At 61.5% G+C, this 14,584-nt stretch carries 11 protein-coding genes; 9 read left to right on the forward strand and 2 right to left on the reverse strand.

All coding sequences use genetic code 11. From position 1 onward, the window contains the following. Positions 1-9: 9 nt before the first annotated feature. Positions 10-888, reverse strand: a complete 879-nt coding sequence (locus AAIS01_RS01155) for an MBL fold metallo-hydrolase (RefSeq protein WP_343467445.1) — start codon at positions 886-888, stop codon at positions 10-12. 113 nt (positions 889-1,001) lie between these two features. Here AAIS01_RS01155 and AAIS01_RS01160 point away from each other — a divergent pair, with 113 nt between their 5' ends. The 8 genes from AAIS01_RS01160 (at position 1,002) to AAIS01_RS01195 (ending at position 11,233) form a co-directional block, all read left to right on the forward strand. Then, complete coding sequence (locus AAIS01_RS01160; protein WP_343467446.1) at positions 1,002-1,907, forward strand: LysR family transcriptional regulator; 906 nt, start codon at positions 1,002-1,004, stop codon at positions 1,905-1,907. 217 nt (positions 1,908-2,124) lie between these two features. Next, positions 2,125-3,633 (forward strand): sigma-54-dependent transcriptional regulator, encoded by a 1,509-nt coding sequence (locus AAIS01_RS01165; protein WP_343467447.1) that lies wholly within the window; start codon positions 2,125-2,127, stop codon positions 3,631-3,633. 426 nt (positions 3,634-4,059) lie between these two features. Further along, a complete protein-coding gene (gene gcvH, locus AAIS01_RS01170) occupies positions 4,060-4,443 on the forward strand; it encodes a glycine cleavage system protein GcvH (RefSeq protein WP_343467448.1) in 384 nt (127 codons plus the stop codon). 10 nt (positions 4,444-4,453) lie between these two features. After that, entirely contained in the window at positions 4,454-7,303 is a 2,850-nt protein-coding gene (gene gcvP, locus AAIS01_RS01175; protein ID WP_343467449.1) for an aminomethyl-transferring glycine dehydrogenase, read from the forward strand. 200 nt (positions 7,304-7,503) lie between these two features. Further along, the gene (locus AAIS01_RS01180; RefSeq protein ID WP_343467450.1) at positions 7,504-8,880 is read left to right on the forward strand and encodes an L-serine ammonia-lyase; all 1,377 of its coding nucleotides are present in this window, start codon (positions 7,504-7,506) and stop codon (positions 8,878-8,880) included. Between the two features lie 39 nt (positions 8,881-8,919). Beyond that, positions 8,920-10,044, forward strand: coding sequence for a glycine cleavage system aminomethyltransferase GcvT (gcvT, locus tag AAIS01_RS01185; protein WP_343467451.1), 1,125 nt, complete (start codon positions 8,920-8,922; stop codon positions 10,042-10,044). A gap of 393 nt (positions 10,045-10,437) precedes the next feature. Then, complete coding sequence (locus tag AAIS01_RS01190) at positions 10,438-10,650, forward strand: cold-shock protein (RefSeq protein WP_343467452.1); 213 nt, start codon at positions 10,438-10,440, stop codon at positions 10,648-10,650. A gap of 94 nt (positions 10,651-10,744) precedes the next feature. Then, positions 10,745-11,233, forward strand: a complete 489-nt coding sequence (locus tag AAIS01_RS01195) for an RDD family protein (RefSeq protein ID WP_343467453.1) — start codon at positions 10,745-10,747, stop codon at positions 11,231-11,233. 84 nt (positions 11,234-11,317) lie between these two features. On the opposite strand, the gene nadA is transcribed toward AAIS01_RS01195, so the two are convergent. Next, positions 11,318-12,376 carry a quinolinate synthase NadA gene (gene nadA / locus AAIS01_RS01200; protein ID WP_343467454.1) on the reverse strand — a complete coding sequence of 353 codons (1,059 nt, stop codon included), beginning with the start codon at positions 12,374-12,376 and terminating at the stop codon, positions 11,318-11,320. Positions 12,377-12,850: 474 nt separating this feature from the next. Here nadA and AAIS01_RS01205 point away from each other — a divergent pair, with 474 nt between their 5' ends. Next, complete coding sequence (locus tag AAIS01_RS01205) at positions 12,851-14,584, forward strand: copper resistance system multicopper oxidase (protein WP_343467455.1); 1,734 nt, start codon at positions 12,851-12,853, stop codon at positions 14,582-14,584.

A 14,584-nucleotide genomic window follows, 5' to 3' on the forward strand; every position in this document is an offset into this window, starting at 1 on the left:
ACAACCGAATCACCACTTCATCTCACCCTTGGCCACCTTGGCACTGAGCGCCAGGGAGCTGTCTTCCCCCAGATCGGGGTAGCGCTGCTTCATGGCGGCGATCAGGGCAGCGGAATCCTTGGCTTTGGCGGTTTCCTCGTCGAAGGCCTTGATGTAGTCGGCGGTGAATTTCACCGGCGCCAGGGACCGGGCGCTTTCACCCAGGTAATGGCCGGGAACCACGGTGTTCGGTTGCAGTTTTTCAATGCCCTTCAGCGTCGCCAGCCAATCCTTGTGGGACTGCGGCGTCTGCGTGTCGGCCATCCAAACGTGAATGTTCTCAGCCACCACGACGCCGCCGACCACCGCCTTGATCGACGGGATCCAGACGAAGCTGCGGTCCGGTTGCGGGCCATCAAGGCCGATGATCTGCAAGCGTTTGCCCTCCAGGGTCAGGCTGTCGCCCTTGAGTACCTGGGGCACAATCGCTTTGCTCGGCGCATCAGCCTTGAGGATCGGCCCCCAATATTTCAACTTGCCGTCCAGGGTGTGCTTGATGTGTTCGACGGTCGGCGCAGAGGCCAGCACCTTGGCGTCCGGGAACGCGGCGGTCAGGCTCTCCAGACCAAAATAGTAGTCGGGATCGCCGTGGCTGATGTAAATCGTGGTCAATTGCTTGCCGCTGGCGCGGATTTTCTGCACCAGTTGTTCGGCCTGAGACTTACCAAACTGGGCGTCCACCAGAATCGCCTCTTTTTCCCCACTGACCAATACCGAGGTCACCGGAAAAATCGCCGACGCGCCAGGATTGTAGACATCCAGCGTGAGGTCGGCGGCCCAGGTGTGGGCTGCAAAAGCCATCGTGACGGTCGCCAGCAACAGGCGCTTGAGTGAGGTAAATCCGGTCATGGGGTGCTCCGTTGTGTAAATGCCCGAGAGGGAATGAGACGGAGCTTACTGGCCTCAATCGTTTCAAAAAATGCGATGATCACACATAGTTTGTTTCTAAAATCGGGCAAATCATGGATCGTCTACAAGCAATGCGGGTGTTCGTCACGGTGACAGAGCTGGGCAGCCAGTCGGCGGCGGCCGAACACCTGGAGCTGTCGCGACCGGTGGTGTCACGGTATCTGGCGGAACTGGAAGACTGGGTCGGAGCCCGGTTGATGCACCGCACCACCCGCAAGTTGAGCCTGACGGCTGCGGGCTTGGAAATCCTGCCGCGCTGTCGGCAGATGCTGGAGCTGTCCGGCGACATGCAGGCCGCCGTCAGTACGCCGGACGACGCGCCCCGGGGCATGCTGCGCATCAGCGCCAGCACCTCCTTCGGCCAGGCCCAACTGGCGGCAGCCATGGCCGAGTTCGTCGGGCGTTATCCGGGGGTCAGCATCGACCTGCAAATGCTCGATCGCACCGTGAACCTGGTGGACGAACGCATCGACCTGGCAATCCGCATGAGCAACGACCTTGACCCGAACCTGATTGCCCGGCGTTTGACGGTCTGTCATTCGGTGATCTGCGCCTCGCCCGCTTACCTGCAGGAACATCCGGCGCCACAGCGGGTCGAGGACCTGAGCCGGCACAACTGCCTGACCCACTCCTACGTCGGAAAAAGCCTGTGGCATTTCGAGCAGGACGGCGAGCAGGTCTCGGTGCCGGTGCAGGGCAACATCAGCGTCAACGAGGCCAGCACCCTGTTGCGAGCGACCATGGCGGGGGCCGGCGTAGCGATGCTGCCCAGCTACCAGGCGGGCACGCACATCCAGAACGGCGAGCTGATCCGCCTGCTGCCCCACGCCGAACCCCGGAAAATGAACATGTACGCGGTGTATGCATCACGCAAGCACATGCCCTCGGCGCTGCGCAGCCTGCTGGATTTTTTGGTGCTCAAATTCCCCGAGACGCCGGAGTGGGATATTGGGTTGTAAACGATCTCCGCCTCACCGCCGATCTCCTGTGGGAGCGGGCTTGCTCGCGCAGGCGTAGTGTCAGCCAACTCGATGTCGACTGATACACCGCTTTCGCGAGCAAGCCCGCTCCCACAGGGGGTCACCGCGGGTCTCAAGTACTGCACCAGGATTTCACCAATAGCCCGCCCCAAGGCATACTGGCCACCCTCCGTATTCCAGAACCCAAAACCGCCCCATGCGTATCCACGTCAGTTTCATCGACCGCGTCGGCATTACTCAGGAAGTCCTGGCTTTGCTGGGTGGGCGCAATCTCAATCTGGATGCGGTGGAGATGGTGCCGCCCAACGTCTACATCGACGCCCCGACCCTCAGCCCGCAGGTGCTGGACGAATTACGTGAGGCGCTGTTCAGCGTGCGGGGCGTGCAGGCCGTCACCGTGGTGGACATCCTGCCAGGCCAGCGTCGGCACTTGCAGCTCGACGCCCTGCTCGCGGCCATGACGGACCCGGTACTGGCTCTGGACAGCGCCGGCCACGTGTTGCTGGCCAACCCGGCGCTGATCGCCCTGTACGGGCGTGAACCAGCCGGAGAAAGCGTTGCCGAACTGTTCGGGGACGAGGCCCTGTTGGGGGCGCTGCTGGAGAATGCTTTCCGCCTGCCGCTGCGGGAAATCACCCTCAACGGCCAGACTTTGCTGCTGGACGCCACGCCCATCACGAACGCCGGTGCGTTGCTGACCCTCTATCAGCCAAACCGCATCGGCGAACGCCTGTCGGCGCTGCACCACGACCACGCCGAAGGGTTTGACGCGTTGCTCGGCGAATCCCCGGCGATCCGCACCCTCAAGGCCCGGGCCCAGCGGGTGGCGGCGCTGGATGCGCCTTTACTGATCCAGGGCGAAACCGGCACCGGCAAAGAGCTGGTGGCCCGGGCCTGCCACGCTATCAGCGCCCGTCACGGCGCGCCGTTCCTGGCTTTGAACTGCGCCGCGTTGCCGGAAAACCTGGCCGAAAGCGAGCTGTTCGGCTACGCACCGGGCGCCTTCACCGGGGCGCAGCGGGGTGGCAAGCCAGGGCTGATGGAACTGGCGAACCAGGGCACGGTATTTCTCGATGAAATCGGCGAGATGTCGCCTTACCTGCAAGCCAAACTGCTGCGGTTCTTGAACGATGGCAGCTTCCGTCGGGTCGGCGGCGACCGGGAAATCAAGGTCAACGTGCGCATTCTCAGCGCGACCCACCGCAACCTGGAAAAAATGGTCAGCGAAGGGTCGTTCCGCGAAGACCTGTTCTATCGCCTGAACGTGCTCAACGTCGAAGTGCCGCCGCTGCGTGAACGCGGCCAGGACATCTTGCTGCTGGCGCGCTATTTCATGCAGCAGGCGTGCGCGCAGATCCAGCGCCCGGTCTGCCGCCTGGCCCCCGGCACCTACCCGGCACTGCTGGGCAACCGCTGGCCAGGCAATGTGCGGCAATTGCAGAACGTGATTTTCCGCGCCGCGGCCATTTGCGAGAGCAGCCTGGTGGACATTGGCGACCTGGACATTGCCGGCACTTCCGTGGCGCGCCAGGGTGACGTGGAAGTCGAGAGCCTTGAGCAAGCCGTGGAAGCCTTCGAAAAGCACCTGCTCGAAAGTCTCTACGTCAACTACCCCTCCACCCGCCAGCTCGCCAGCCGCCTGCAAACCTCCCACACCGCCATTGCCCATCGGTTGCGCAAATACGGGATTTCCGGCAAGCCGTAGCCTTACTCGGTCTCCTGTGGGAGCGGGCTTGCTCGCGAAGACGGAGTGTCAGCAAAGCAGATGTCGATTGACACACCGCTTTCGCGAGCAAGCCCGCTCCCACAGGGTTCAGTGTCGTATTCAAAAACGCCTCAAAAACGACCTCCATCTGTACTGAAAGCGCTACAGTGGAATGATATCGCTACAGCGGTCGCCAGGCAGCGCTGTGCAAGGCTTTGATCCCACTACGATTTTATCCGGGCGTGGATCTGTAGCGATTTCGCTACACACAGAATCAACCATGCTGCGTCAAAACCAGCCAATTCATTGATATATAACTACTTTTCTGTATTGGCCGCATTCTTGCTAAGGATATAACCATTCGGCCGGGCCAAGCCCCGTGCCTTTCTTCGCGTCCACCAGACGAATCTGGCCCCAGGAGTTTCCATGAGCGAGTTGCGTTTCACTGAAGATCACGAATGGCTGCGCACCGAAGCCGACGGCAGCGTTACCGTCGGTATTACCGCGTTTGCCCAGAACGCCTTGGGCGATGTGGTCTATGTTCAGTTACCGGAACTGCAAAGCTACGCCAAGGGTGACGAAGCCTCGACCGTGGAATCGGTAAAAGCCGCCAGCGGTGTGTACATGCCCCTGGACGGAGACGTGCTGGAAGTGAACCCGGCCCTGGAAAGCAATCCGGAACTGGTCAACGAAGATCCGCTGGGCGCAGGCTGGTTTTTCCGATTCAAGCCCGCCGACGCCAGCCAAGTTGGCCAACTGCTGAATCAGGACGCCTACGACCGCCTGATCAAAGCCAACGCCGAAGCCTGAGGAGCGCAACATGACCGTTAATCTCGGCACCGCCAACGAATTCATCGCCCGTCACATTGGCCCGCGCGCCAGCGACGAGCAAGCCATGCTCGAGCGCCTGGGCTACGACTCCCTGGAAGCGTTGAGCGCCAGCGTCATTCCGGAAAGCATCAAGGGCACCAGCGTGCTGGACATGGGCGACGGCCAGAGTGAAGCCGACGCACTGGCCTCGATCAAGGCCATCGCCGGCAAGAACCAACTGTTCAAGACCTACATCGGCCAGGGCTACTACAACTGCCACACGCCAGCGCCGATTCTGCGCAACCTGCTGGAAAACCCGGCCTGGTACACCGCCTACACCCCTTACCAGCCGGAAATTTCCCAGGGCCGTCTCGAAGCACTGCTGAATTTCCAGACCTTGATCAGCGACCTCACCGGTCTGCCGATCGCCAACGCATCCTTGCTGGACGAAGCCACCGCCGCCGCCGAGGCCATGACCTTCTGCAAGCGCCTGAGCAAGAACAAGAGCAGCAATGCCTTCTTCGCTTCCCGCCACTGCCACCCGCAAACCCTCGATGTGCTGCGCACCCGTGCCGAGCCCTTGGGCATCGACGTGGTCGTGGGCGACGAACGCGAACTGACCGATGTCGGCAGTTTCTTCGGCGCGCTGTTGCAATACCCAGCCAGCAACGGTGACCTGTTCGATTACCGTGAACTGACCGAACGCTTCCATGCCGCCAACGCCCTGGTCGCCGTGGCCGCCGACCTGCTGGCCCTGACCCTGCTGTCGGCACCGGGTGAGTTCGGCGCCGACGTGGCCATCGGCAGCGCCCAGCGCTTCGGCGTGCCATTGGGCTTTGGCGGCCCGCACGCGGCGTATTTCTCCACCAAGGATGCCTTCAAGCGCGATATGCCTGGCCGCCTTGTGGGTGTTTCCGTGGACCGTTTCGGCAAGCCAGCCTTGCGCCTGGCGATGCAGACCCGCGAACAACACATCCGTCGCGAGAAAGCCACGAGCAACATCTGCACCGCCCAGGTCTTGCTGGCCAACATCGCCAGCATGTACGCCGTGTATCACGGCCCTAAAGGCCTGACGCAAATCGCCAACCGCATCCACCACCTCACCGCGATCCTCGCCAAGGGCCTGGGCGCGTTGGGCCTGGCTGTCGAGCAGGACAGCTTTTTCGACACCCTGACCCTGCACACCGGCGCGCAAACCGCTGCCGTGCATGACAAGGCTCGCGCCCAGCGCATCAACTTGCGCGTGGTGGACGCTGAACGCCTGGGCCTGTCCCTGGACGAAACCACCTGCCAGGCAGACGTCGAAACGCTGTGGAGCCTGTTGGCCGACGGCAAGGCCCTGCCGGACTTCGCCGCCCTGGCTGCCACCGTGCAAAGCCGTATCCCGGCCGAACTGGTGCGCCAATCGGCGATCCTCAGCCACCCGGTGTTCAACCGCTATCACTCCGAAACCGAGCTGATGCGCTACCTGCGCAAGCTTGCCGACAAGGACCTGGCCCTGGATCGCACCATGATCCCGCTGGGTTCCTGCACCATGAAGCTCAACGCCGCCAGCGAAATGATCCCGGTGACCTGGGCCGAGTTCGGCGCCCTGCACCCGTTCGCCCCCGCCGAACAGAGCGCCGGCTACCAACAACTGACCGACGAACTGGAAGCCATGCTCTGCGCCGCCACCGGTTACGACGCGGTGTCGCTGCAACCCAACGCCGGTTCCCAGGGCGAATACGCCGGTCTGCTGGCCATCCGCGCCTATCACCAGAGCCGTGGCGAAGACCGTCGCGATATCTGTCTGATCCCATCGTCGGCCCACGGCACCAACCCGGCCACCGCCAACATGGCCGGCATGCGTGTGGTCGTGACCGCCTGCGATGCGCGCGGCAACGTCGACATCGAAGACCTGCGGGCCAAGGCCACCGAGCACCGCGAACACCTGGCGGCGCTGATGATCACCTACCCGTCCACCCACGGTGTGTTCGAAGAAGGCATCCGCGAAATCTGCGGCATCATTCATGACAACGGCGGCCAGGTGTACATCGACGGCGCCAACATGAACGCCATGGTCGGCCTCTGTGCGCCGGGCAAGTTTGGCGGCGACGTGTCGCACCTGAACCTGCACAAGACCTTCTGCATTCCTCACGGCGGTGGCGGCCCGGGTGTCGGCCCGATCGGCGTCAAGTCCCATCTGGCGCCGTTCCTGCCAGGCCATGCCAACATGGAACGCAAGGAAGGCGCGGTGTGCGCGGCGCCGTTCGGCAGCGCGAGCATCCTGCCGATCACCTGGATGTACATCCGCATGATGGGTGGCGCTGGCCTCAAGCGTGCCTCGCAACTGGCGATCCTCAACGCCAACTACATCGCCCGCCGTCTGGAAGAACACTACCCGGTGCTCTACTCCGGCAGCAACGGCCTGGTGGCCCACGAATGTATCCTCGACCTGCGTCCGCTCAAGGACAGCAGCGGCATCAGCGTCGATGACGTGGCCAAGCGCCTGATCGACTTCGGCTTCCACGCGCCGACCATGTCGTTCCCGGTGGCCGGTACGCTGATGATCGAGCCGACCGAAAGCGAATCCAAGGAAGAACTGGACCGCTTCTGCGACGCTATGATCTGCATCCGCGAAGAAATCCGTGCGGTGGAAAACGGCAGCCTGGACAAAGACGACAACCCACTGAAAAACGCCCCCCACACCGCCGCGGAAATCGTGGGTGAGTGGACTCATCCCTACAGCCGCGAACAGGCGGTCTACCCGGTGGCGTCGTTGATCGATGGCAAGTACTGGCCGCCGGTGGGCCGGGTCGACAACGTATTCGGCGACCGCAACCTGGTCTGCGCCTGCCCGTCGATCGAAAGCTACGCTTGACCTGTGGAGGGGGCGGGTTCGCCCTCCCCCTCCACAACACCGCATATCCCCTTGTGGGAGCGGGCTTGCTCGCGAAGGCGGTGTGTCAGCCAAGTAGATGTCGACTGACACTCCGCCTTCGCGAGCAAGCCCGCTCCCACATTGGATCTACGCCAAGCTCATAATCGTCGATCCTCATAAAAAGAAACCGGAGAAACACCATGTCGTTAAGCGTGTTCGACCTGTTCAAAATCGGCATCGGCCCCTCCAGTTCCCATACGGTCGGCCCGATGCGTGCCGCTGCCCGTTTCGTCGAAGGGCTGCGTCGTGATGACCTGCTCAACGCCATCACCAGCGTCAAGGTCGAGCTCTACGGCTCACTCGGCGCCACCGGCAAAGGCCACGGCAGTGACAAGGCCGTGCTGCTGGGCCTGGAAGGCGAACACCCGGATACCGTGGACACTGAAACGGTCGACGCCCGCTTGCGAGAGATTCGCAGCAACGGGCGCCTGAACCTGCTCGGTGAACATTGCATTGAATTCAACGAAAAACTGCACCTGGCGATGATTCGCAAGCCGCTGCCCTTTCACCCCAACGGCATGATTTTCCGCGCCTTCGACGCGGCGGGCCTGCAGGTGCGCAGCCGCGAGTATTACTCGGTGGGCGGTGGTTTTGTCGTCGACGAAAGCGCCGCTGGCGCCGACCGTATCGTCGAAGATGCCACCCCCCTGACCTTCCCGTTCAAAAGTGCCAAGGACCTGCTCGGCCACTGCACCACCTACGGCTTGTCCATCAGTCAGGTTATGCTGACCAACGAAAGCGCCTGGCGCCCCGAAGCCGAAACCCGCGCCGGCCTGCTGAAGATCTGGCAAGTGATGCAGGATTGCGTGGCCGCCGGCTGTCGCAACGAAGGCATCCTGCCGGGCGGACTGAAGGTCAAGCGCCGGGCCGCAGCGCTGCACCGCCAGTTGTGCAAGAACCCCGAAGCCGCCCTGCGCGATCCATTGTCGGTGCTGGACTGGGTCAACCTGTATGCCCTGGCGGTCAACGAAGAAAACGCCTACGGCGGCCGCGTCGTCACCGCTCCAACGAACGGTGCGGCGGGAATCGTCCCGGCCGTGCTGCATTACTACATGCGTTTCATCCCTGGGGCCAATGAAGACGGCGTCGTGCGATTCCTGCTGACCGCCGCCGCCATCGGCATCCTGTACAAGGAAAACGCCTCCATCTCCGGCGCCGAGGTGGGTTGCCAAGGTGAAGTCGGCGTGGCCTGTTCCATGGCCGCCGGCGCCCTGTGCGAAGTGCTCGGCGGTACCGTGCAGCAAGTGGAAAACGCCGCCGAGATCGGCATGGAACACAACCTCGGCCTGACCTGCGACCCCATCGGCGGCCTGGTGCAGGTGCCATGCATCGAGCGCAATGCCATGGGCTCGGTGAAAGCCATCAATGCGGTGCGCATGGCCATGCGCGGCGACGGGCATCACTTTGTTTCCCTCGACAAAGTCATCCGTACCATGCGCCAGACCGGCGCCGACATGAAAAGCAAATACAAGGAAACCGCCCGCGGCGGTCTGGCGGTCAACATCATCGAATGTTGATGCGCCTGCCTTACTTCTACATTTTTCCCAGGAGCTGATATGTCCACCGAACAACTGCTAAAGACCCCATTGCACGCCCTGCACCTCGAACTCGGCGCCCGCATGGTGCCGTTCGCCGGCTATGACATGCCGGTGCAATACCCATTGGGCGTGATGAAAGAGCACCAGCACACCCGCGATCAGGCCGGTTTGTTCGACGTGTCCCACATGGGCCAGATCCGTTTGAGCGGCGCCGACGCCGCCAAAGCACTGGAAACCCTGGTGCCGGTGGACATCATCGACCTGCCGGTGGGCATGCAGCGCTATGCGATGTTCACCAACGAAAACGGCGGCATCCTCGACGACCTGATGGTCGCCAACCTGGGCAACAACGAGCTGTTCCTGGTGGTCAACGCGGCCTGCAAGGACCAGGATCTGGCCCACCTGCGCGCCCATATCGGCGATCAGTGCAACATTGAGCCGCTGTTCGAAGCCCGCGCCCTGCTCGCCCTGCAAGGCCCAGCCGCCATCACTGTGCTTGCGCGCCTGGCGCCAGAGGTGGCGAAGATGACCTTCATGCAGTTCCAGCGCGTCACGCTGCTGGGCATGGACTGCTTTGTCAGCCGTTCGGGCTACACCGGTGAAGACGGTTTTGAAATCTCCGTACCCGCCGCCGATGCCGAGAAACTGGCTCGCGCGCTGCTGGCCGAACCGGAAGTGGCCGCCATCGGCCTTGGCGCCCGCGACTCTCTGCGCCTGGAAGCCGGCCTGTGCCTTTACGGCCACGACATGAACACGGAAACCACCCCGATCGAAGCCAGCCTGCTGTGGGCGATCTCCAAGGTCCGCCGCGCCGATGGCGCCCGCGCCGGCGGTTTCCCTGGAGCTGAAACGGTGTTTGCCCAGCAACAGGGCGGCGTGAAGCGCAAACGTGTTGGCTTGCTGCCCCAGGAACGCACACCCGTGCGCGAAGGCGCTGAGGTCGTTAACGAGGCAGGCGAGATCATCGGCACGGTTTGCAGTGGCGGTTTCGGCCCCTCGTTGGGCGGACCATTGGCGATGGGTTATCTGGACAGTGCCTATGTCGCACTGGACACGCCAGTTTGGGCCATGGTGCGTGGGAAAAAGGTGCCTTTGCTTGTAAGCAAAATGCCATTTGTGCCACAACGCTACTACCGGGGCTGATTGACTGTTTCTATACGTAACGCGATTGCGTTATACGTGCACTAATGTGTAACGCAACCGCCATAAAAAGGTGCATCTACTCGATATTGAAACTGCACCTAAACGATTCAAAGAAATTGAACTAGTCTATCGAATAAGCCCCGCCCCGCAGCCCTTGCAAATGCGAGAATAGCGAGCAAATACGGGCTCTTCAGAGGGGGTTGTTTTTTTGTTACTGGTTGGCGTAGAGTTTGATCACTGTGTTTGCATGGGTCGCTTGGAATCGTGACCTGGGCAGTAGCTTATGAAGTTCGCTACATCCCGTTCGACGTCTCTTACTTTCCTGCAACCCAGCCCCAGTACTCTTTCATATGGAAGAGGCTGTCATTAATTTAGCGTCAAGGAAATAAGAAAATGTCTCAGCGTCAGAGCGGTACCGTCAAGTGGTTCAACGACGAAAAGGGTTTTGGTTTTATCACTCCTGAGAGCGGACCGGATCTGTTCGTACATTTCCGCGCCATTCAGGGCTCCGGCTTCAAAAGCCTGAAAGAAGGCCAGAAGGTCACCTTCGTTGCCGTGCAAGGCCAGAAAGGCATGCAGGCTGACGAGGTTCAAGCCGAAAGCTAAGCTTTTCGAGCACTAAAAAGCCCCTGATTGATATCAGGGGCTTTTTTATGGGCGTAAATCCGTAAAATGGCTTCTTTTTTCAGCCGAGGCCGTCATGCCGAAACACCTGCTCACGCCCCAGGGCGACTTTCCCCCCGCCGGCCTGGGCCGTCGCCTGGCGGCGATGTTTTATGACTTTTTGCTGTGCACAGCGCTGCTGATCGTCACCGGTGGCGTCTACAAGATGATTCAGATGGCGATCATCGGCGAAGAAAAAATGCGTGCCCTCACCGATGCCGGCGCCCTGGACGGCGATCCCCTGCTGTCTACCGTGCTGCTGTTCGTGCTGTTCGGTTTCTTCGCCAAGTTCTGGACCCACAACGGCCAGACCCTGGGCATGCAGGTGTGGTGCATCCGCGTGCAGAACGCCGATGGCACGGCCATCAGCCTGTGGCAGGCACTGTTGCGATTTGTGGTGTCGATCGCCTCATTGCTGCTGGTGGGGCTGGGTTTTATCTGGTCGCTGTTCGACAAGCGCAAACGCACCTGGCATGACGTCTACTCGGATACCCAGTTGGTGCGGGTTCCTAAGAAAAAGAAATAAGCTACAAGCTACAAGCTACAAGCTACAAGCTACAAGCTACAAGCTTTGAACTTGAAGCTTGTAGCTTGCAACTTGAAGCTGCCCTCAAGCATTGCCCGCCAGCTTCATCCGCGCCGCTTGGGTGAAGTCCAACATGCGCTTGAGCGGACGAATGGCCTGAGGGATCAGCGCCGGGTCGACGAAGATCTCGTTGGAGCCTTCCTGCAGGCTCTTGAGCGTACGCTCCAGGGTGTTCATCGCCATCCACGGGCAGTGCGCGCAACTGCGGCACGCCGCGCCGTTGCCGGCCGTGGGGGCTTCGATGAAGACCTTGTCGGGGCACAACTGCTGCATCTTGTAGAAAATGCCACGGTCGGTCGCGACGATCAGCGTTTTGTTCGGCAGGCTTTGGGCCGCGGCAATCAACTGACTGGTGGAGCCGACGGCGTCGGCCAGTTCAATCACCGAAGTTGGCGACTCGGGATGCACCAGAATGGCGGCGTCCGGGTACAGCGCTTTCATGTCCTCCAACTGCTTGGACTTGAACTCCTCGTGGACAATACAGGCGCCGTCCCAGAGCAGCATGTCGGCACCAGTCTTGCGCTGGATATAAGTCCCCAGGTGCTTGTCCGGCCCCCAGATGATCGTCTCGCCGTTGTCCATCAGGCTCTCGACGATTTCCAGCGCACAACTGGACGTCACCACCCAGTCGGCCCTGGCTTTGACCGCCGCCGACGTGTTGGCGTACACCACCACGGTACGCTCCGGATGCTGATCGCAGAACGCCGAGAACTCGTCCACCGGGCACCCCAGGTCCAGGGAGCACGTGGCCTCCAGGGTCGGCATCAACACGCGTTTTTCGGGGTTGAGGATCTTGGCGGTTTCGCCCATGAACTTGACCCCGGCCACCACCACGGTCTTGGCCGGATGAGCGTTGCCGAAGCGGGCCATTTCCAAGGAGTCGGACACACAGCCCCCGGTCTCTTCGGCCAGGGCCTGGATGATCGGGTCGCAGTAGAAGTGCGCGACCAGCACCGCATCCTGAGCCTTGAGCTCGGCGGCGATGGCGGCGCGGTACCAGGCCTCTTGCTCGGCGGTCAGCGGCTTGGGCTGCTTGGCGTCGAGATGGGCCTGAACCAGAAGGCGTTCGGAAATTTGCGTCATGTTCGCAAGACCTGCAGGCGCGTTTTGCGCGAAAGTCGAGTATACACCCGGCTCCGGACCACTCGGGTACCGCCGGGAAAGTGGGTATCAATCAGGCACGGTATAGCGTGAAGCCGGCAAGGCTACAGAATAACCCGTCGTTGCAAAAGATCATTCTGACCTGTGCCACGCCCCAGAACCGGACGCGGCCCACCGTGGCGAGGGAGCTTGCTCCCGCTGGGGCGCGTAGCGGCCCTCCAGACCTGCCATCTTGACCCGCCAGATGTGTTGTACCCAGCTTTTTAGGGCTGCTTCGCAACCCGGCGGGAGCAAGCTCCCTCGCCACAAAAGCCCGATCACGCCGATGGATAAGCGCCTCACTCAAGCTGACTGAAATGTAATCACTCACCGCTGCCGCCTGTGTCATCTTTCTTTCAACCCTGCACACGGACAACCCTGTGCTCGCTGCAAATCGACTGACGGACTTCAAACGGCATGCAATCAAATACTTCCCGGCGAACCTTCGTAAAAGGCCTGACTGCCGGCGGCATCCTGGGTGGCCTGGGCTTGTGGCGCGCGCCCGTCTGGGCGGTCACCCGTGCTGGCCAACCCAACGTGCTGACAGGCACCGAGTTCGACCTGTTCATCGGCGAAAGCCCGGTCAACTTCACCGGCAATCCGCGCATCGCCCAGACCATCAACGGCGGCATCCCCGGCCCGCTGTTGCGCTGGCGAGAAGGCGACACCGTGACCCTGCGGGTACGCAACCGTTTGAAAGACCCAACCTCCATCCACTGGCACGGCATTCTGCTGCCGGCCAACATGGACGGCGTGCCGGGGCTGAGCTTCAAGGGCATCGAGCCCGATGGCCTGTACGTCTATCAGTTCAAGGTCCGGCAAAACGGTACTTACTGGTACCACAGTCATTCCGGTTTCCAGGAACAATCCGGGGTCTACGGCCCATTGGTAATCGACGCCAAGGAGCCCGAGCCCTTCGAGTACGAGCGCGACTACGTGGTGATGCTCACCGACTGGACTGACGAAGACCCCGCCGATGTCATCGGCAAGCTCAAGAAGCAATCGGACTACTACAACTACAACAAACGCACCGTCGGTGATTTCATTGACGATGTCGGCAAGAACGGCTGGGCCGCCACCGTGGCCGATCGCAAGATGTGGGCCGAAATGAAGATGAACCCCACCGACCTGGCCGACGTCAGTGGCGCCACCTACACCTACCTCATGAACGGCCAGACGCCGGACATGAACTGGACCGGTCTGTTCAAACCCGGCGAACGCCTTCGCCTGCGCTTGATCAATGGCTCCTCCATGACCTACTTCGACGTGCGCATCCCCGGCCTGAAAATGACCGTGGTGGCGTCCGACGGACAGTACGTCAAACCGGTGAGCGTCGATGAGCTGCGCATCGCCGTGGCCGAAACCTATGACGTGATTGTCGAGCCAAGCGAGGAAGCCTATACGCTGTTTGCCCAATCGATGGATCGCACCGGGTACGCCTGCGGCACCCTGGCGACCCGTTCCGGTCTTTCGCCAGCGGTGCCGCCGCTGGATCCGCGGCCGCTGGTCACCATGGATGACATGGGCATGGGCGGCATGGATCACGGATCGATGCAGGGCATGGCGGGCATGGATCACAGTCAAATGGCGGGGATGGACCACGGCTCCATGCAAGGCATGGACGACGGGCTGTCCCATCCAGACGCCGAGAAAGACAATCCGCTGGTGGACATGCAGGCCATGAGCGTCAGCCCCAAGCTCGACGACCCGGGCATGGGCCTGCGCAACAACGGTCGCAAGGTCCTCACCTACTCGGACCTGCGCAGCACATTCCCCGACCCCGACGGGCGTGAACCGGGCCGCACCCTCGAACTGCACCTGACCGGCCACATGGAGAAATTCAGTTGGTCGTTCAACGGCGTGAAGTTCTCCGATGCCGCGCCGCTGCTGCTCAAGTACGGCGAGCGCCTGCGCATCGTGCTGATCAACGACACCATGATGACTCACCCCATCCACCTGCACGGTATGTGGAGCGATCTGGAGGACGAGAATGGCCAGTTCATGGTGCGTAAACACACCATCGATGTGCCGCCGGGTTCCAGACGCAGTTACCGGGTCACCGCCGACGCCCTCGGACGCTGGGCCTATCACTGCCACTTGCTGTTCCACATGGAGATGGGGATGTTTCGTGAAGTTCGGGTGCAGGAATGA

It is taken from the genome of Pseudomonas halotolerans (genome assembly GCF_039581215.1).
In the GTDB taxonomy this organism is placed as follows: domain Bacteria; phylum Pseudomonadota; class Gammaproteobacteria; order Pseudomonadales; family Pseudomonadaceae; genus Aquipseudomonas; species Aquipseudomonas tehranensis.